The 19,232-nt window shown below is 69.3% G+C and carries 19 protein-coding genes; 18 read left to right on the forward strand and 1 reads right to left on the reverse strand.

Features of this window, described 5'->3' with window-relative positions; translation table 11 throughout:
* Positions 1–58 precede the first annotated feature (58 nt).
* The 5 genes from GWK16_RS09345 to GWK16_RS09365 are packed head-to-tail and all read left to right on the forward strand — an operon-like array spanning position 59 to position 4,718.
* Positions 59–943, forward strand: a complete 885-nt coding sequence (locus GWK16_RS09345; RefSeq protein WP_170053642.1) for an HpcH/HpaI aldolase/citrate lyase family protein — start codon at positions 59–61, stop codon at positions 941–943.
* Positions 940–2,157 carry a CaiB/BaiF CoA transferase family protein gene (locus GWK16_RS09350; protein WP_170053643.1) on the forward strand — a complete coding sequence of 406 codons (1,218 nt, stop codon included), beginning with the start codon at positions 940–942 and terminating at the stop codon, positions 2,155–2,157. The genes GWK16_RS09345 and GWK16_RS09350 overlap by 4 nt, the downstream gene beginning before the upstream one ends.
* Position 2,158: 1 nt before the next feature.
* Positions 2,159–2,875: an FCD domain-containing protein gene (locus GWK16_RS09355; RefSeq protein ID WP_170053644.1), complete on the forward strand. Its 717-nt coding sequence runs from the start codon at positions 2,159–2,161 to the stop codon at positions 2,873–2,875.
* A complete protein-coding gene (locus tag GWK16_RS09360; protein ID WP_170053645.1) occupies positions 2,872–3,729 on the forward strand; it encodes an HpcH/HpaI aldolase/citrate lyase family protein in 858 nt (285 codons plus the stop codon). The genes GWK16_RS09355 and GWK16_RS09360 overlap by 4 nt, the downstream gene beginning before the upstream one ends.
* Positions 3,730–3,752: 23 nt before the next feature.
* Positions 3,753–4,718: a Bug family tripartite tricarboxylate transporter substrate binding protein gene (locus GWK16_RS09365; protein ID WP_170053646.1), complete on the forward strand. Its 966-nt coding sequence runs from the start codon at positions 3,753–3,755 to the stop codon at positions 4,716–4,718.
* 8 nt (positions 4,719–4,726) lie between these two features.
* Here GWK16_RS09365 and GWK16_RS09370 read toward each other — a convergent pair whose 3' ends face one another.
* Positions 4,727–5,767: a LacI family DNA-binding transcriptional regulator gene (locus GWK16_RS09370; protein ID WP_170053647.1), complete on the reverse strand. Its 1,041-nt coding sequence runs from the start codon at positions 5,765–5,767 to the stop codon at positions 4,727–4,729.
* Positions 5,768–5,953: 186 nt separating this feature from the next.
* On the opposite strand from GWK16_RS09370, the gene GWK16_RS09375 reads away from it, so the two are divergent.
* From GWK16_RS09375 to GWK16_RS09435, 13 genes are all read left to right on the forward strand, one after another.
* Entirely contained in the window at positions 5,954–7,318 is a 1,365-nt protein-coding gene (locus GWK16_RS09375) for an LLM class flavin-dependent oxidoreductase (RefSeq protein ID WP_211187223.1), read from the forward strand.
* A gap of 27 nt (positions 7,319–7,345) precedes the next feature.
* Positions 7,346–8,317: a tripartite tricarboxylate transporter substrate binding protein gene (locus GWK16_RS09380; RefSeq protein WP_170053648.1), complete on the forward strand. Its 972-nt coding sequence runs from the start codon at positions 7,346–7,348 to the stop codon at positions 8,315–8,317.
* The gene (locus GWK16_RS09385) at positions 8,314–9,678 is read left to right on the forward strand and encodes an acyclic terpene utilization AtuA family protein (protein WP_248291227.1); all 1,365 of its coding nucleotides are present in this window, start codon (positions 8,314–8,316) and stop codon (positions 9,676–9,678) included. Before GWK16_RS09380 ends, GWK16_RS09385 begins: the two co-directional genes overlap by 4 nt.
* Before the next feature lies 1 nt (position 9,679).
* The gene (locus tag GWK16_RS09390) at positions 9,680–10,006 is read left to right on the forward strand and encodes a DUF4387 domain-containing protein (protein ID WP_168043632.1); all 327 of its coding nucleotides are present in this window, start codon (positions 9,680–9,682) and stop codon (positions 10,004–10,006) included.
* A gap of 138 nt (positions 10,007–10,144) precedes the next feature.
* A complete protein-coding gene (locus GWK16_RS09395; RefSeq protein ID WP_170053649.1) occupies positions 10,145–10,810 on the forward strand; it encodes a GntR family transcriptional regulator in 666 nt (221 codons plus the stop codon).
* Complete coding sequence (locus tag GWK16_RS09400) at positions 10,807–12,159, forward strand: amidase (protein ID WP_170053650.1); 1,353 nt, start codon at positions 10,807–10,809, stop codon at positions 12,157–12,159. Before GWK16_RS09395 ends, GWK16_RS09400 begins: the two co-directional genes overlap by 4 nt.
* A gap of 144 nt (positions 12,160–12,303) precedes the next feature.
* Complete coding sequence (locus GWK16_RS09405; RefSeq protein ID WP_248291228.1) at positions 12,304–13,857, forward strand: ABC transporter substrate-binding protein; 1,554 nt, start codon at positions 12,304–12,306, stop codon at positions 13,855–13,857.
* Entirely contained in the window at positions 13,857–14,798 is a 942-nt protein-coding gene (locus tag GWK16_RS09410; RefSeq protein WP_170053651.1) for an ABC transporter permease, read from the forward strand. The genes GWK16_RS09405 and GWK16_RS09410 overlap by 1 nt, the downstream gene beginning before the upstream one ends.
* Positions 14,795–15,694 (forward strand): ABC transporter permease, encoded by a 900-nt coding sequence (locus GWK16_RS09415; RefSeq protein WP_170053652.1) that lies wholly within the window; start codon positions 14,795–14,797, stop codon positions 15,692–15,694. Before GWK16_RS09410 ends, GWK16_RS09415 begins: the two co-directional genes overlap by 4 nt.
* Positions 15,691–16,677: an ABC transporter ATP-binding protein gene (locus GWK16_RS09420; RefSeq protein ID WP_338144442.1), complete on the forward strand. Its 987-nt coding sequence runs from the start codon at positions 15,691–15,693 to the stop codon at positions 16,675–16,677. The genes GWK16_RS09415 and GWK16_RS09420 overlap by 4 nt, the downstream gene beginning before the upstream one ends.
* Positions 16,674–17,705, forward strand: a complete 1,032-nt coding sequence (locus tag GWK16_RS09425; protein WP_170053653.1) for an ABC transporter ATP-binding protein — start codon at positions 16,674–16,676, stop codon at positions 17,703–17,705. The genes GWK16_RS09420 and GWK16_RS09425 overlap by 4 nt, the downstream gene beginning before the upstream one ends.
* Before the next feature lie 11 nt (positions 17,706–17,716).
* The gene (locus GWK16_RS09430; protein WP_170053654.1) at positions 17,717–18,358 is read left to right on the forward strand and encodes an N-carbamoylsarcosine amidohydrolase; all 642 of its coding nucleotides are present in this window, start codon (positions 17,717–17,719) and stop codon (positions 18,356–18,358) included.
* 13 nt (positions 18,359–18,371) lie between these two features.
* Positions 18,372–19,181 carry a glutaredoxin domain-containing protein gene (locus GWK16_RS09435; protein WP_170053655.1) on the forward strand — a complete coding sequence of 270 codons (810 nt, stop codon included), beginning with the start codon at positions 18,372–18,374 and terminating at the stop codon, positions 19,179–19,181.
* The last annotated feature ends 51 nt before the right edge of the window (positions 19,182–19,232 follow it).

The raw sequence follows: 19,232 nt of genomic DNA on the forward strand, positions 1-19,232 counted from the left end.
ACCTGTTGGTAGGATTGTCGACAATTGACTGAAGACAGTCATCAGAGGCTCGCCGGCTTTGACCGACCTCCTGCGGAGCTTGCTGTTCACGCCGGCGAACCACCCGCGCCGGGTGGAGAAGGCCCTCGGCCTTCCGACCGACGCGGTGATCCTCGACCTCGAGGATGCCGTCGCGGCATCCGAGAAGCCGGCCGCGCGCCAGGCGGCGCTGGCGGCCCGCGCCCTTCCTCGGCGAGGGCGGCTGATCGTGCGGGTGAATGCCCTCTCGACGGTCTGGGGCTATGCGGATCTCGTCGCGGTGGTCGCGTCGGGCATCGACGGGATCATGCTGCCCAAGGTCGAAAGCGCGCAGGACCTCGGGACCGCGGAATGGCTGATCGCTGCGCTGGAACGGGACGCGCGCCTGCCCGCCGGCGGCATCGACCTGATCCCGCTGATCGAAACCGCCGCCGGCATGCAGGCGCTGGAATCCATCGCCCGCATCGCGCGGCGCACGCGGCGCGTCGCCTTCGGGGCGGGTGACTTCACGCTCGACACCAATCTCGACTGGTCGCGCGAGGAGTGGGAATTGCTGCCGCATCGCAGCCATTGCGTGCTGACGTCCCGCGCGCAGGGCCTGGAACCGCCGATCGACACAGTGTGGGCGCGGCTCGACGACGCCGAGGGCTATGCCGCCTCGGTGGAACGTGCGCGCGCGCTGGGCTTCGCCGGCAAGCTCTGCATCCATCCCTCGCAACTTGCGCCCGCGAACGCTGCCTTCTCGCCTTCGCCTGAAGCCGTGGAACGCGCTCGCCGCATCGTCTCCGCCTTCGAGGCGGCGGAAGCCAAAGGTCTCGCCTCCATCACCCTCGACGGCGCCTTCATCGACTACCCCATCGCCTATGCCGCGCAGCGCCTCCTGGCGCGCGCCAATGCCATCCAGAATGCGGAGTCCGCTGCATGAGTCTGCCCCTCGCCGACCAGGTCGAAGCCTTGCAGGGCTGCAAGGTCATCGACGTCTCGAGCTTCCTCGCGGGCCCCTTCTGCTCCACGCAACTGGCGGAATTCGGCGCCGACGTGATCAAGCTGGAGCTGCCTGGGGTGGGCGATCCGCTGCGCAAATTCGGCACCGTGACCGAATGCGGCGAGACGCTCCCGTGGCTGTCGGAATGCCGCAACAAGAAGATCGCCTCGCTCGACCTACGCAAGCCCGAGGGCGCGGCGCTGTTCAAGAAGCTGATCGCGGATGCCGACATCCTGGTGGAGAACTTTCAGCCCGGCACGCTGGAGAAGTGGGGCCTCGGCTGGGATGTGCTGAAGGAGGTCAATCCGCGCCTGATCATGGTGCGCATCTCCGGCTACGGGCAAACCGGCCCGTATCGCGGCCGGCCGGGCTTCGGGCGCATCGGCAACGCCTTCGGCGGCCTGTCCTTCCTCGCCGGCTATCCGGACCGCCCGCCGGTGACGCCCGGGTCCGCGACCATCCCGGACTATCTCGCCGGCCTCTATGGCGCGCTCGGCGCGCTGCTCGCGATGAAGGCGCGCGACCTGACGGGGCGCGGGCAGTTCATCGATATCGGGCTCTACGAGCCGATCTTCCGCATCCTCGACGAGCTCGCGCCGAAGTTCCAGACCACCGGCTATGTGCGGCAGCGGATGGGGCCGGGCACCGTGAACGTCGTGCCGCACAGCCACTACCCGACCAAGGACGATCGCTGGATCGCGATCGCCTGCACCTCGGACAAGATCTTCTCGCGCCTCGCCGAGGCGATGGGTGTGCCGGAATGGGCCGATGACGGGAAGTGGGGCACGATCCGCCAGCGCGACGCGGACCGCGCGCAGGTGGATGAATATGTCGGCAACTGGACGTCGCAGTACACGCGCGACGAGGTGCTGGCCCTGTGCGAGAAGTTCCAGGTTCCCTGCGGCCCGGTCTACGGCATCGACGAGATCTTCGAGGATCCGCAGTACAAGGCGCGCGAGAACATCGCCTGGGTGAAGGACGAGCGCGTCGGCGAGCTCGCCGTGCCGAACGTGGTGCCCCGGCTGTCCGAGACGCCGGGCCGCGTGAAGTGGCTCGGCCCCTCCAAGGGGGCGCACGAGGATCACGTCTACAAGGAGCGCCTCGGCCTCGACGACGCCGAGATCGCGCGGCTGAAGGCGCTCGAGGTCCTCTGACGTGTCCGATCAGGCAAGCGACGCCGCGATCTGGGCGCTGCCGGCACGGACATCCCTGCCGGACTTCGTGACGGAACGCTTCCTCGACGCCATGCGCGCCGGCGTGCTGGCGCCTGGCGAGCGTATCGTCGAGGCGACGCTCGCGAAGAAGCTTGGTGTCAGCCGCGGTCCGCTGCGGGAGGCGCTGAAGGGCCTCGAGGCCGACCGCCTCGTCGAGCGGCGCGCCAATCGCGGCATGTTCGTCGCCGAGGTGAACCTCGATCGCGCGCTGCAGATGATCGTCATGCGCGCAATGCTGGAAGGGCTCGCCGCGCGGCTCGTCGCGGCGCGTATAGCGCCGGAGATGGCGGCCTCCCTGACCGAACAGCACCGGCTGATCGAGGAGGCCGCGGCCGCCGGGCGGACCCGCGAATGGCGCGACCACGACTGGCGCTTCCACGAGATGGTCTGCGAGGCGGCCGGCAACGAATTCCTGCTGCGGTCCTGGGTGTCGATCAGCAACCTCATCCGCCTGTTTCTCCACCACCATCCCGCCTATGAGCGGGATGCGGGCGATGTCCTGCACAATCACCTCCGCATGCTGGAGGTGCTGCGCGGCGGCGATCCGGATCTCGCCGACGCCACCTTCCGTACCGTCATCATCCGTAGCGGCTATCGCCGGCTGGGCATCGAGCCGGCCGCCGAGATCGCCGCGCTGTGCGTGAAGGCCGAGCCATGACTCTTCGTCTTCGCCGCTCCCTGATGCTGACGCCCGGGCACCGAGCGGAACGGCTCGCCAAGGCCGTGACGCTGGCGGCCGACAGCCTGGCCTTCGACCTCGAGGACGGCGTGCCGCCGGCGCGCAAGGCGGAAGCCCGCGCCGTGATCGCGGAAGCGCTGCGAACGCTGGATTTCGGCCGCCGCGAACGCGTCGTCCGCGTCAACGCGATCGGGTCGCCCGATTTCGAGGCCGACCTCGCTGCCCTGCCGCTGGACCGCATCGACGCCATCATGGTGCCGAAGGTCGAGAGCGCGGCGGAGCTGCATGCCCTCGACGCGCGTCTCGCCGATCATCCGGGTCTCGGGACGATCGTGATGCTGGAAACGCCGCGCGGCGTGCTGCGGGCGCTCGACATCGCGGAAGCATCGCGCCGCACCCTCGCGCTGTTCTTCGGACCCGGCGACTACACGCTACAGACCGGCGGTAGCCTGACGCCCGCGACGCTTGCCATGCCACGCGCCGTCATCGCGGCGGCGGCCGGCGCCGCGGGCATCCAGGCGCTGGATGCGCCCTATCTGCTCGGCCTGCGCGATGTTGAGGGCACGCGCGCCGATGCCGAGATCGCGCGGGAGCTCGGCTTCTCGGGCAAGGTGGTGTTCCACCCCGACCAGATCGCGCCGGTGAATGCGGTCTTCACGCCGGATGCCCGCACGGTCGCGCACGCCGAACGCTATGTCGCGGCGTTTCGCGAGGCGGCTGCGCGCGGCGAGAACGTCGCCTACGTCGACGGCGAGTTCATCGCCATGGACCTGGTGCCCCGCATGGAACGGATCATCGCGATCGCGCGGGAGGCCGCGCTGGCCGGCGCCTGAGCATCGCAACGGAGGAAACGAACATGACCAAGATCGGTCTCGGTCGCCGCGCCCTGGTCGCGGCCGGCCTCGCCATGCCTGCCATCGCGCGGGCCCAGCCTGCGTGGCCATCCCGGCCGGTGCGCATCGTCGTGCCCTACGCGCCGGGCGGCGGCACCGATGTCACGAACCGCGCCTATGCCGAGGCGTTGACGCGCCGCTTCGGCAGCGCCTTCGTCGTGGAGAACCGTCCTGGCGGTAACGGCATCATCGGTGCCGAAGCGGTTTCCCGCAGCCCGGCGGACGGCACGGCCTTCGTGGCGCCGAACATCACGCACACCATGCTGCGGCACATCACCAACCCACCCTTCGATCCGATCGCCGATTTCACCCCGGTGGCGTTGCTAGCAAGCTACTGCTTCGTGCTGCTCGCCTATGTCGATTCACCGTTCCGGGACGTTCCGTCCCTGGTTGAGTATGCGCGCCAACGACCGGGCGAGGTGGCCTACGGCACGGCCGATATCGCTTCCGCCTACACCGCCGCCCAGTTCACCGGCGCCGCCGGCGTCGACATGACCGAGGTGCGCTACCAGGGATCGGGACAGGCGGTGGGCAACCTCACCGGCGGCCACATGCCCCTCGCCTGGATGAGCACCGCGACGGTGATGACGCTGCTGCCCGGCGGCAAGGTGCGGCCGCTGGCCGTCAGCTCGTCGCGCCGGTCGGCCTTCCTGCCGGATACGCCGTCACTGCAGGAACTCGGCTACGGTGCCGCGAACTTCGACGGCTGGTTCGGCCTGTTCGGCCCGGCGCGCCTGCCGGAGGCGATCACCAACCAGATGAACGGTGCGATCATCGAGGCGTCCCGTACACCCGCGGTTGCCGAGCGCCTGCGCACGCTCGCCGTGGAACCCTGGCCCGCCAGCCCCACGGAGATGGCCTCGATCGTCGCCGAGGACGACCGGCGCTGGGCGGCGGCCGCCGCCGCCGGGCGCCTGCCGCGGACCTGACGATGGGTTCAGTCGGCGACCTCGCCACCGCCCGCCGCCTGGCGGGCGGAGGTGCGGATCACGATCTCGCCGCGCAGCAGGACGGATTCGTCCGGCAGCTTCGGCTCGCCGATGCGTGCCGCGAGCAGGTCGAGGCCGCGCCGCACCATCGCGGCCACGGGCTGGCGGAAGGTGGTGATCGCATAATGCGGACGCGCGCCATCCGGGATGCAGTCGAAGCCGACGACAGAGATGTCCTCCGGCACGCGCAGGCCCTTCGCGCGGATGGCATCCATCGCACCCATGCCGATGATGTCCGACACCGCGAAGAGGCAGTCCGGCCGCTTGTTCGCGGGCATCGCGACGATGGCCTCGCCGGCCGCGTATCCGCCCTCGTAGACGGATCTGGCGTCGTAGCGGAAGACGGTGCGTGCCCCGTCTTTGTCGAAGGCCTCGGTGAAGCCGCGCTCGCGCTCGATGCCGTTCGAGCTGCCGGCGCCGCTGTGCAGGATGCCGGCGCGCCGATGCCCGCCCGCGCGCAGGAACCGCGCCAGGGACGCGCCCCCCTCGGCATTGTCGCAGGAGACGGCACTGGCATGCTCGCGCGGGATGCGATTGATCATCACCACCGGCACGCCGTTGCGGGCGCAGACATCCGCGGCGCGGGACGAGAGATCGGCCGAGGTGATGAGGCAGCCGTCCACGCGATAGTGCAGCAGCGCCTCGGCCGTACTGTCCTCGATCGGGCCGGCGCCGGCGTGAATGATCATGAAGCGCTGCTGCTTCGCCGCTGCCTGGCGGACCAGCTCCTCGAGCAGCATGGCGTAGAAGGGGTTCGTCGCCGGGCCGAGGACGAGCCCGATCAGTCCGCTGCGCCCCGACGAGAGGGTGCGCGCCATGATGTTTGGCATGTAGCCCGCCTCGGCCGCCAGCGCGACGATGCGCGCGCGCATCGCCGGCGAGATGCTCGGGTCGCCCTTCAGGGCGCGGGAGACGGTCGAGGTCGAGACGCCCGCGCTGCGCGACAGGGTGACGATCGTGGTCCTCGGCTTGCCCGGCGCATCGGTCATCGCGACAGCATGGCGGCTCGCTGGCCGGGACGCAAACGATGCCGCTGCTCGACGCAAAACTCTACTATCAGCGAAGCAGAAGGTACTGAAAGAACGCTTCTTCGATTCATGCAGACGTTTGCGTGAAATGACTCGACCATTCTAAGGCTGGTCCCTACTGTCACCCCACCACGGAGGAAACGAGCAATGAGCGCAGCGCCCGAGCGCCAGATGACCATGGTTGGCTTCCTGCAGGCGCAGAACTGCTCGATTGCGCCGGGATCCTGGCGCCATCCCGCCAATCCCATGGACTTCCTGTCGCCTGACTACTTCCAGCGCATCGCCCGGGTGCTCGAGGACGGCAAGTTCCACCTCGCCTTCTTCGACGATCGGCTCGCCATGCCCGACATCTACGGCCGCAACCACCGCGAGGCGGTCGAGAACGGCATCCGCGTCGTGAAGATGGATCCCTCCGCCATCCTGTCGAGCATGGCCTGCGCGACAACCAAGCTCGGCCTCGGCGCGACCTATTCGACGACCTACTACGAGCCCTTCCACGTCGCGCGGCTCTTCGCGACGCTCGACCTGATGACGCGCGGGCGCGTGGCCTGGAACATCGTGACCTCGCTGAACGATTCCGAGGCCGCCAATTTCGGCAGGGCCGAGCACCTTGAGCACGACCTCCGCTACGACCGGGCCGACGAGTTCGTCGAGGTGGTCATGGGCCACTGGGACAGCTGGGAGGACGACGCGATCATCGGCGACAAGGCGAGCGGCCGCTTTGCCGATGGGTCGCGCGTCCACGCGCTGGACCATCGGGGCAAATGGTTCCGCTCCAAGGGGCCGTTGCCGGTGCCGCGGTCCCCGCAGGGCCACCCGGTCCTGATCCAGGCGGGCCAGAGCGGCCGCGGGCGCCGCTTCGCCGGCCGCTGGGGAGAACTCATCTTCGTCGTCTATCCGACCAAGGAGATGGGCCAGAAGCAGTATGCGGACCTCAAGCAGGCGGTACGGGAGGCCGGGCGCGATCCGGACAAGGTGAGCGTCAATCCCGCCTGCTACGTCTGCGTCGCCGAGACGCGCGCGGCGGCGGAGGCGAAGCGCGACTTCGTGCTGTCGTTGTCCAAGCCGATCGATGCGCTGGTGCTGCTGTCGGAGGTGACGAACTTCGACTTCGCTTCGAAGGATCTCGACAGCGAGTTCACCGAGGAGGAGCTGAAGAAGGTCTCCTGGACCGGCTTCAAGGACCGCGTCATCGCGCTGAGCGGCAAGCCCAATCCGACGGTGCGCGACTTCGTCCACTATTCGGGCCGCGGCACGATCCGGGAGTTCCCGATCTTCTGCGGCACGCCGAGCGACGTCGCCGACCAGATGGAGGAATGGTTCACCGCGCGCGCCTGCGACGGCTTCGTGCTGGTGGCGACGCAGATGCCCGGCGCCTTCGAGGATTTCGCCCGGCTGGTCGTGCCGGAGCTGCAGAAGCGCGGCCTCTATCACAAGGACTACGCCGGCACGACGCTGCGCGAGAACCTCGGCCTGGAGCGACCCGCGGTCGGCGCCTGGCGCGGCCGCTGACGGACCAACGATCGGGAGGAAGCGACGATGAACCGAATTCTGCCGGGCCGCCGAGCCCTTCTCGCCGCGGCCGCGCTCTCGGGGCCGGCCTCGGCCTTCGCGCAGGACCAGTGGCCGACGCGGCCCGTGCGCATCGTCGTGCCCTATGCCCCGGGCGGCGGCACCGACGTCACCAGCCGGGCGATCGCGGAAGCCCTGACCGGGCGGTTCGGCCAGAGCTTCGTGGTCGAGAACCGCCCAGGCGCGAACGGCGTTGTCGGCACCGAGCAGGTCTCGCGATCCACGCCGGATGGCTACACCTTCGTAGCGCAAACGGCGACGCACATCATGGCGCGTCAGATGCAGACGCTGCCCTACGATCCGGTCACAGACTTCACGGCGATCGCGCTGATGGCGCGCTATCCGCTTGTCCTGATGTCGAGCAACCGGGCGCCATTCCGCGACCTGCAGAGCCTGATCGCGGCGGCCCGCGCGCAGCCCGGCGGGATCGCGCAGGGGACCTCCGATGCGCAGTCGAGCTACACGGCGGCGCTCTTCGCGAAGCAGGCCGGGATCGAGCTGAATGAGGTGCCCTATCGCGGCAGCGGCGCCTATCTCGCGGACCTGACCGCCGGACATCTTCCGGTGGCCTGGGGCAGCCCCGCGACGGCGGCCGCCCTGGTCGCCTCGGGCCAGATCCGGCTGATCGGCGTGTCCTCGCGCGAGAGGTCGGTCTACCTGCCGGACGTGCCGACGCTGCGCGAGGCCGGCGTGCAGGAGGCGGAGTTCGATGGCTGGTTCGGTCTGTTCGGGCCGGCGCGCCTCCCGGCAGCGATTGCCCGCCAGATGAACCAGGCGATCAACCAGGCGATGGCCACGCCGGAGATGCAGGCCCGCTACCGGACTCTCGGCAACGAGGTTGCGTCCCTCGACCTCGAGCAACTGGCGGCGCTGATGCGCGAGGACGATGCGCGGTGGGCGCAAGCGTCGCGCAACGGCCTGATCCGGCGGTCGTCATGAACGAAGTCCGCATGCTGTCGACCAGCGGCATCCTCGGCTACGGCTTTTCCGAGGAGGCGCTGCGCATCGGCATGGCGGCCGCGCCGCATGTCATCGGCGCGGATGGCGGCAGCACGGATCCGGGGCCGCATTACCTCGGTTCCGGTACCGGCTTCTGCGCGCGACTCTCGGTCAAGCGCGACCTGCGGCTGATGCTGCTCGCCGCGATGGCGGCGCGCATTCCCTGCATCGTCGGTACCGCAGGTGGTGCGGGCGGTGAGCCGCATTTGCAGGACACGGCGGCTCTGGTCCGCGAGATCGCGCGCGAGGAAGGTCTGTCCTTCCGCATGGCGCTGATCCATGCCGAGCAGGATGCGGCAACCCTGAAGGCCGCAGTGGCGGCCGGCCGCACGACCGCGCTGGCGAAGCTGCCGACGTTGGATGACGCGACCATCGACCGGGCCGTGCGCGTGGTCGGCATGATGGGTCCGGAACCCATCATCCGCGCGCTGGATGCCGGCGCGCAGGTGATCCTGTGCGGTCGCAGCAGCGACCCCGCACAATGGGCCGCGGTCGCCATCCGCGCGGGCCTGCCTCCGGCCCCGTCCTGGTACGCCGGCAAGATGCTCGAATGCGGTGCGGAACCGGCGGTGCCGAAGGAGCCGGACTGTCTGCTGGTCACCGTGCGGGACGACCATGTCGTCTGCGAGCCGCCGAATCCGATCCGCCGCTGCACGCCGCTGTCGGTATCGAACTTCGCGCTGCACGAGAACGCCAGTCCTATCCGCCATGTCGAGCCCGGCGGAATCCTGGATACCGCCGACATCAGCATCGATGCGGTGACCGATCGCGCCGTTCGCGTCGGCGGCATGCGGTGGACGTCGTCGCCGACCTACACGGTGAAGCTCGAAGGCGTGGAACTGAACGGCTATCGCACCATGACGGTATGCGGCACGCGCGATCCGGTGCTGATCGGCCAGATCGACAGCTACCTGGCGGCGCACCGGGATCGCGTGGCCGCGCGCGCCGCCGCGATCGGCGTTCGCGCCGGAGGCTGGCGGCTCGCCGTCCGCACCTATGGCCGCGATGGCGTCATGGCCGATTGGGAGCCCGAGCGCGACGCGGGATCGCCGCACGAACTCGGCTTCGTGCTCGAGGTGGTGGCCGCGGATCAGGAGACGGCGAACACTGTGCTGGCCGTCGCCCGAACGTCCCTGCTGCATGCGGATTTCCCGGGGCGTCTGTGCAAGGAGGGCAACATGGCCTTCCCCTTCTCGCCATCCGACATTCCGCTCGGGCCGCATTATCGCTTCAGCATCTTCCACACCATGGCGGTGGACGATCCCTGCGCGCCGTTCCCCATCGAATACGAGGCCGTCTGACATGCCGCGGATCCGTGACATCGCCCAGGTCTGCAAGAGCAAGAACGCCGGGCCGTTCCACGTCACCATCGACGTCCTGTTCGAAGACCCTGCGCTCTATGCGCGCGTCAAGGCGACGGGCGTGCTGAACGCGGCGCTCTTCGCGCGCCTCTACGGCGTGGCGGAGGAGGATGTGCAGTTCAGTCCCTACGACGCCGCCTCCGCTTTCAAGGCGACCTTGCCGCGCCTGGTCCCGGCCGGGGATGTCGGCGACACCGACGTCTATGGGGCGCAGCAGCACGCCCCGCTGCTTGAAGTCGACATACCGTTGAACGACCCCGCGGGTTGATGGGGGGGTGCATGCCGGCGTGTCGTTCCCTGCGTGATCCGCTCCGGATAGGCGAGGAGCGCGGCTTGCGCCGATCGGTGCCTTCTGCATACAATCGCAGAGCGCCAAGAACGATCAGCCGGAGCGCAGGAAGCTGAGATGGCGACTGCCTGGGAGCAATCCTACCTCACGCTGCGGCGCCGTCTGGCTGACGGCACCTATCCTGCGGGATCACGCCTGCGAGAGGAGGAACTCGCCGCCCAGCTCGGCGTGAGTCGCACGCCGATCCGCGAGGCGCTTCGTCGGCTCGATGCGGAAGGCTGGCTGCGCGTCGTCCCGAACCAGGGCGCCTTCGCGGCGGAGTGGTCGCGTCAGGACATCGAGGAGATCTTCGATCTGCGCGCGCTGCTCGAGGCCCATGCCTGCGAGCAGGCGGCGATGCGGCCGACGGCGACCGGCGTTGCCGCCCTGTTCGCGGCCTGCGAGGCGGGGGAGGCGTGCATGCCGGCGAGTACGCTCGCGGCCATGGAAACCGTCTCCGATGCGAATGTCCGCTTCCATCAGACGATCTGGGAGATGAGCGGGCAGGCGCGGACGCGATCGATGCTCGGTACGCTCGCCGTGCCGCCGATGATCCTTCGCAATTTCCGCCATTTCGATGAGGCGAATCTCCGCCGCAGCCTTGCCCAGCATCGCGAGATGGCCGCGGCGATCGCGTCGCGCAATCCGTCCCTGGCCGGTGCCGTGATGCGCGCGCATGTGGAGGCCGGCAAGGCGATCTTTCTGGCGGCCGCGCCGCAGGGCACGACTGGAGCCGCGACATGAACTCGAGCCAGTCGAGATCACAGGATTGCATACAATCGGGCTGCCAGACTGTCGCCGAGGCCCTGGATGCCATCGAGCGGGGAACATCCTCGCCGGCTGAGGTGCTTGAAGCATGCCTGGCGCGCATCGCGGCCTTCGATGATGGGCTGCATGCCTTCCATCATCGCGACGCGGCCGGCGCCCGGGTTCCCACTTTTGGGCCGCTGGCCGGCATTCCGTGGGGCATCAAGGACAATTTCGATGTCGCCGGCCTGCCGTGCGAGGCCAATTCGCGCCTGCGGACGGGCCGCCTCGCCACGCGCGATGCCGATATCGTCACGCTGCTGCGTGCGACGGGCGCACCGCTGTTGGGCAAGCTCGCAACCTGGGAGTACGGCACGGGCACTGGCGCGGAGCATTTCGACCTGCCGCAGCCGCCGGCGCGGAACCCCTGGGATCGGTCCCGCTTCACCGGTGGATCCTCGACCGGAACCGGTGTCGCGGTTGCGACGGGCATGGCGCTCTTCGCTATCGGATCCGACACCACGGGTTCGGTGCGACTGCCGGCCGCGGCGACCGGATGCTGCGGCGTCATCATGACGCCGGGGGCGCTGCCGATGGACGGCGCGCTGCCCAATACCTATTCGATGGACCGGCCGGGCCCGATCACCTGGACGGCGGAAGATGCCGCCATCGTCATCGATGCGGCGATCGGGACGCGCTTGCACGCGGCGGGTGCTGGTGGTGTCGCGGGTCTGCGCGTCGGCGTGCTGCGCGATCCGGGTCCGACTCTGCCTGTTCCTGATGCGGAGATGGCGGCTGCCTTCGAGGACGGGCTTCGTGTCCTTGCAGGCCTTGGCGCCGAGGTCGTGGATGCGGCGCTACCGTGGCCGGCGTCGACCTGCCTTGATGCCGCGCGGATCATCGGTGCCGTCGAATCGGCATCGATCCACGAGATGGAGTTTCGCTCCTCCGCTGCGCTGATGGGGGCAGCCCTCCGGGACAAGGTGATGGCCGGCCTTGGCGTCAGCGCCGTGGACTACCTTGCGGCACAGCGTTTCCGCCGCGCGTTTGCGGATGCCGTCGTGCCGGTCTGGTCCGAGCACGATGTGCTGCTCTCCTTCGGCGTACTGCATCAGCCCCCGAGGCTCGGCGCCGAACCGGAATCGAGCGCCTACACGATGGAGACGATGCTGACCCCGGCCAGCCTCGCGGGTCTTCCGGCGATGGTGCAGTGCACGGGTTTCTCCCGCGGCGGGCTTCCGTTGCACTGGCATCTCATGACGCGTCCCGATGGCGAGGCCGCGATGTTTCGTCTCGCCATGGCCTACGAACGCGCAACGCCGTGGCGTTCGAGGAGGCCGCTGTGATTCCAGAGCCCTGGACCCAGCGCGCGGCGGAACTCGCGAAGGCCATGGCCGCGATCGCGGCACGTCTCCCCAGGGACTGGCCCAAGGACCACGCGCCGGCACATCCGGCCTGCGGCAATGCGACAAGCAAGGGAGTGCAGAAGGATGGGTGAACGGACAACGACGCCCGGCTTGGGTCGACGCGGCATCATGGCGGGGGCGACCGGCGTCGCCCTGGGCGCCTTTGGAAGTCCCGTGCTGGCGCAGGGTACGCAGATGCTCCGCATCCGCTTCGGGTCGGATGTCTCGCAGCTCGATCCCGCGAAGATCTTCGGCATCGAGAACCAGTCGGTCGCGACGCATGTCTACAGCGGCCTCGTGAAGTACGACCAGGCGACGAACGCCATCGTCCCCGACATCGCGACGGGTCACGAAGTCTCGTCCGACGGCACCGTCTGGACCTTCCGGCTGCGGCCGGGCGTGACCTGGCACAAGAATTTCGGCGCCTTCACGTCGGACGACGTGAAGTTCTCCTTCGACCGCATCCTGGATCCGTCCACTGGCAGCGCCTATCGCGGCCAGCTCGCGGGGCTGAAGGAAGTCCAGGCGCCCGACCCGATGACGGTGCGCTTCGTGCTCGAGGCGCCGAACTCCGGCTTCCTGCACAAGCTCTGCGCCTTCAACCAGGGCTGGATCGTCTCGCGCCGCGCGGTCACGGAGATCGGCGAGCGCTACAGCATGAATCCCATCGGCACCGGGCCCTTCGTCTTCGAACGTTGGACCACCGGCAACGAGGTCCGGATGAGCGCGAACGCCGCCTATTTCGGCGGCGCCCCGCAGGTGTCCGAGCTGATGTTCCGCGTGGTGCGGGACGAGACGGCGGCGGCCATCGCGCTCGAGAACCGCGAGCTCGACATCTTCTTCGCCCTGCAATCGCCCGACGTGATCGACCGCCTGCGCCGCGCCAATGGCGTGACGCTGCTCGACCGGCCGGCCAACAACACCGTCAACCTGGTGCTCAACACCACGGCGGGGCCGCTGCGCGACGTGCGGGTGCGTCGTGCGATCATGCATGCGATGAACCGCAAGGCGCTGATCGACGGCTTCTTCCGGGGCACCAAGACCGAGGCGACGAGCGTCCTCACGCCGACCTTCCAGGAGTACACGGACGAAGGCGTGCCGCGTTACGCCTACGATCCGGACCGTGCACGCGCCCTGCTGCGCGAGGCCGGTGTCTCGAACTTCCGCTTCGAGATCACGACGCCGGCGCTCAACCCCTATGACCGTTTCCCGGTGCCGCTTGCCAACGACCTCCAGCAGGTCGGCATCCAGGCGACGGTGCGCGTGTTAGAACGCGCCGCCTATGGCCAGGCGCGCAGCAGCGGCAACGTACAGTCATGCATCACGGCCGTTGTCGGTCCGCCCGACCCGGACAGCGCGCTGGTGACCCTGTTTCACACGCGTTCCTTCCCGCCCGGCCTCAATACCTCGCGCTATGACCGCGCGGACGACCTGCTGGCGGAGGCCGCGCGGGCGCCCGACATGGCGCAGCGAAAGGCCGCCTACGGTCGGTTGCTGACGCAAACCATGGAGGACGTGCCGGTCCTGCCGCTGTTCGCCGAGCAGCTTTTCGTGGCCCATGGCGCGCGCGTGCAGGGCTTCGTGCAGAACAGCCTGTTCACCGTCAACGCGTCGCCCGTGTCGCTGCGCGGCGCCTGATGCTGTTCTACGTCGCCCGTTGCGCGGCGCAGCTCGCTGTCGCGCTGGTCGGGATCGTCACGGTGGCCTTCTTCCTGATGAGGGCCATTCCAGGCGATCCCGCCATCTACATGCTGGGCGACTATGCGACGACCGAGTCGCTCGCGGCGCTGCGCGCGCGCCTCGGTCTCGACCTGCCGGTATGGCAGCAATACGGGATGTTTCTGGCCAGCGCGGCGCGGGGCGACCTCGGTGCCTCGGTCGTCACCGGGCAATCCGCGCTCGCGGAGATCTGGTCGGCCGTGCCGCCCTCGGCGGAGCTCGCGGTCGCCGGCATGGCGATCGCCATCGCGTTCGGGGTGCCGCTCGGCATCGTCGCTGCGGTCCGGCAAGGGACCTTTGTCGATGTCGCGGTGATGGCGCTGGCGCTCGGCGGCATCTCCTTCCCGGTGTTCTGGCTCGGCCTCGTCGCGATCCTGGTCCTGTCGCATGACATGGGTCTTTTCCCCGCCCTCGGCGCGACGAGCGAGCCCGGCCTGTGGCCGGCGATCCACCACCTGGCGCTGCCAGCGCTGGTGCTGGGCCTGTCCGTCGCCGCCTACATCGCGCGGCTGACGCGATCCGCGATGCTGGAGGTGCTGGGCCAGGACCACATCCGCGTGGCCCGCGCCATGGGCGTGCCGGAACGGCGTATCGTGTGGCACCTCGCGTTGCGCAACGCCGCGATTCCCATCCTTGCGGTGATCGGCGTGACCTTCGCGTGGTCGCTCGGGAACGCCATCCTGGTCGAGGCGGTGTTCAGCCGCCCTGGGCTCGGCTCGACCATCCTGAAGGCCATTCTGGCGCGCGACTACCAGCTGGTGCAGGCGGGCGTGCTCGTCCTCGCCGCGGCGGTCGTCCTGCTGAACACGCTTCTGGACCTGGTCTACGGCGCCATCGACCCGAGGCTTCGCAAGGCATGAGCGCGACCGTGGACGATATCGAGATCCGCGAGGAAGCGGCTCAGCGCCGGCGGGCCGCGATCCGCCGCTACGCGAAGCATCCGGGCTTCGTCATCGGGGCCTGCGGCATCCTGGTGCTGCTGGTCGTCGCCCTGCTCGCACCCTGGCTTGCGCCCCATTCGCCGACCCGCACCGACCTGATGAACACCCTGGCTCCGCCATCGGCAACCTACTGGCTCGGGACCGACCAGTTCGGGCGAGACGTGCTGTCGCGGCTGATCTACGGCGCGCAGGTCTCGCTGCAGGTCGGCTTCTTCGTCGTCCTGATCTCGCTCTCGGCCGGCACCATCCTCGGCGCCGTGGCGGGCTATGCCGGCGGATGGGTGGAACGCGCCCTGGTCGCGGCGATCGACATCCTGCTCGCCTTCCCGTCCTTCCTGCTGGCGCTCGCGCTGGTCGCCGCACGCGGCAACACGCTCGATTCGATCATCGTCGCAGTCGCGATCGCCTACACGCCACGCGTGGCGGCCGTGATGCGCTCGGTCGTGCTCACCATCCGCCCGCGACCCTTTATCGAGGCCTCGCGCGCCATCGGCCTGTCACCGTGGAAGATCATCCTGCGGCACATCATCCCGAACGCGCTGCCGCCCGTGATCGTCGTCGCCACCGTCAGCGCTGCGACCGCCATCCTGGCGGAGGCGGGCCTGTCCTTCCTCGGCCTCGGCGTGCAGCCGCCCACGCCCACCTGGGGCAACGTCATCGCCGAGGGCCAGACCTCCATCACGACCAATCCGTTGATCTCGCTGTCGGCCGGCCTGTGCATCGCCTTCACGGTGATCGTGCTGAACCTGCTGGGAGATGGACTGCGCGACACGCTCGACCCGCAGATGCGGCGCAATACGGGCAAGCTGCTGTGACCGCCGCGACCTTCGAGCTTCGTGGCTTGACCGCCGCCGTTCCCGGCGAGACGGGCGCGGTGCGCCTCGTCGAGGAGGTGTCGCTTTCCGTCAGTGCGGGCGAAACGCTGGCGGTCGTGGGTGAGAGTGGTTCCGGCAAGACGGTGACCTTCACCTCCGCCCTGGGTCTCCTGCCGAAGCCCGGGCGCGTCATCGAGGGGCAGGCGCTCTACAACGGGACCGACCTGCTCAGCCTCGCCCCCGAATCCCTGCGGCGCGTGCGCGGCGCGCAGATCGGCATGGTCTTCCAGGATCCGCTGACGGGGCTCAATCCGGTCTTCCGCGTCGGCGACCAGATTGCCGAGGTGTTGCGCGCCCATCTGTCGATCGGGCGCAGGGAAGCGCGGGAACGCGCCGTGCAGTTGCTCGCGCGCGTGCAGATCCCCGATCCTGCCAGGCGTGTCCACGACTACCCGCACCAGTTCTCGGGCGGGATGCGCCAGCGCGTGCTGATCGCCATGGCGATCGCCCTCGGGCCACGCGTCCTGATTGCCGACGAACCCACCACGGCGCTCGACGTCACGGTCCAGGCCCAAATCCTCGATCTGCTCTCCGAACTCCGCGAGGAGGAGGGGATGGCGATGGTGCTGATCACGCACGACCTCGGCGTCGTGGCGCGACAGGCCGACCGGATCGCCGTGATGTATTCCGGCCGGGTGGTCGAGACGGGGAGGGTGGACGAAGTTTTCCGCGCGCCGCGGCACCCCTACACCATTTCTCTGTTCCGCAGCATTCCGGACCTGGACGCGCCGGCGGGCACGATGCTCGCGCCCATCGCCGGCGCTCCGCCGGATCCGCAGCGGCGACCTTCCGGATGCGCCTTCGCACCGCGCTGCTTCGCCGCGCGGGAGGCGGACGGATGCATGTCCCGCCGACCCTTGCTCACCGACGAGGGTCATGCCGTCGCCTGCCACCGGCAGGGCATGCTGGAGCAGGCGGCATGACCCCCCTGCTGGCAGTGGACGACCTGCGGAAGACCTTCGGCGGCGGGCGGGCCTTGTTCGGCGTCCCCGCGCCGGCCGTGCGGGCGGTCGACGGGATCACCTTCACCCTGTCCGCCGGCGAGACGCTTGGCCTGGTGGGCGAAACCGGCAGCGGCAAGAGCACCCTGGGTCGCCTCGTCCTGCGCCTGATCGAACCCAGCGCCGGCCAGGTCCGCTTCGAGGGCAAGGACGTCACCGCGGCGTCCACCGCAGGGCTTCGCGCGCTGCGGCCGCGCATGCAGATGGTGTTCCAGGATCCCTACGGATCGCTGGACCCCCGCATGACCGCGGGGCAGATCGTGGCCGAGCCGATGATCGCCCACGGCATTGCCCGCACCGAGGCGGCGGAGCGCGCACGCGAGCTGATGTCCAGGGTCGGGCTGCGCGCCGCGATGGCTGGACGGTATCCGCACGAATTCTCCGGCGGGCAGCGCCAGCGGATCGGCATCGCGCGGGCGATCGCGCTCGATCCGGCGCTCATCGTGCTGGACGAGCCCGTCTCCGCCCTCGACGTCTCGGTGCAAGCGCAGATCCTCAACCTGCTCGCGGAGATCCAGTCGCGCGCCGGCGTCGCCTACCTGTTCATCGCCCATGACCTCGCGGTCGTGCGGCATGTCAGCGACCGCGTCGCGGTGATGTATCTCGGGCGGATCGTGGAAATGGCGCCGCGCGATGCGCTCTATGGCGCGCCGCGGCATCCCTACACCGTGTCGCTGCTCTCGGCAGTGCCGCATGCGGATCCGGCGCGGGAGCGCGCGAAGGCCCGCATCCGCCCGATCGGAGAGATCGGCTCGGCCGCCGCGCTGCCCTCGGGCTGCCGGTTCCATCCGCGCTGCCCCCGCGCCCGCATCGTCGGCGCGCGCGGCGGGGAGACGGTCCAGGCAGCCGGCGCGCAGCTGCCACGCGTCTGCGTCCAGGACGACCCGTGCCTGACCCCGGCCGATGATCCCGGCCACGTCGCCGCCTGCCACTTTCCGGACGAAGCGTGAGGAGCCCCGCCATGGATGTCACCCGCGAGCAGAACTACCTCGGCGTCTTCGACGGCAAGGTCGGCTTCGGCGCCAGGCCGGCGGTGGTGGTGATCGACTTCACCCTCGCCTACACCACGCCGGGGTCGCCCTTCTATGCGGAAGGCGTCGTGCGCGCGGTGCGCGACACGGTGCCGCTGCTCGCCGCCGCGCGCCGCGCGGGCATCCCGGTCATCCACACCAAGGTCATGTACCACCCGTCCGGCGCCGATGGCGGCTGGTTCGTGCGCAAGGTGCCGGCGCTGCGCAAGCTGGTGCCGGGCGAACCGCTTGCTGAGATCGATCCCGCGGTAGCGCCGCTGCCGGAGGAGGTCGTGATCGTGAAGCAGTATCCGAGCCCCTTCTTCGGCACGCCGCTCGCGCCCATGCTGGCCGCGCTCGGCGTCGACACGCTGATCCTTGCCGGCTGCTCGACCAGCGGATGCGTGCGGGCCGGTGCGCTCGATGGGGTGCAGCACGGCTATCGCGTGGTGGTGCCGCGCGAATGCGTCGGCGACCGGCACGACGCGCCGCACGACGCCAACCTGTTCGACATCAACGCCAAGTACGGCGACGTGGTCGGCCGGGAGGAGGTCGTGGCGTACCTCTCGGGCCTGACGGCCCGCGCCGCCTAGGGAGGAGATCGAGATGGAGACCATCGGAGCGACCGACGACGCGATCCGCGTCTATTGGATGACCGGCTGCTCGTCCTGCCTGCGCACGAAGGAGTTCCTCACCCGTCACGGCGTGCCCTTCCTGTCGCGCAACGTGCTCGAGGACGAGACGGCGTTCGAGGAACTCTCCCGCTTCGGCCTGAAGCAGGTGCCGATCGTCACCCGCGGCGACGCCTGGGCGAACGGCCAGGTCCTGCGGGACGTCGCGAAGCTGTGCGGCATTGCCTATGGCGAGCAGCGCATGCTGCCGGTCGACGAGATGCGGCGCCGGCTGGACGCGGTGCTCGGCGGTGCCGCGCGCTTCATCGGGCAGATGCCGGACGAGGCACTTGGCCAGCTGCTGCCGAACCGGCCGCGCAGCTTCGCGCAACTCGGCTGGCACATCGCCAATATCGCGGATGCCTTCCTCGAGCATGAGGACGGCATCCCGCTGACCTTCGACAGCTACATGCGCGTGCCCGAACCGCAGGACGAGACGCGCGGGAAGCTCGTTGCCTATTGCGAGGAGATGCGCCGCCGCATGTCGGACTGGTTCGACGGACCTGGCCGCACGCGCGACTGGTCCGCGCGCGCCGACGTCTATTACGGCGAGCAGACCATGCATGAGTTCCTCGAGCGGACGGTGTGGCACGCGGGTCAGCACACGCGGCAGTTCATGTGGGTTCTCGAAGGCCTCGGCATCCCGCCCGATCGCCCGCTGGGCCAGGAGACCTTCGGCGGCCTGCCCATGCCCGAGAAGGTCTGGGACGAAGCCGATCCCGCGAAGGTCCGGCGCGCGTCCTGACGCATCAGCTTTGCCGACCGGCCATCGTCGAGGACGGCTGGCGCAGTTTCG

It is taken from the genome of Neoroseomonas marina (assembly GCF_012927745.1).
Lineage (GTDB): Bacteria > Pseudomonadota > Alphaproteobacteria > Acetobacterales > Acetobacteraceae > Neoroseomonas > Neoroseomonas marina.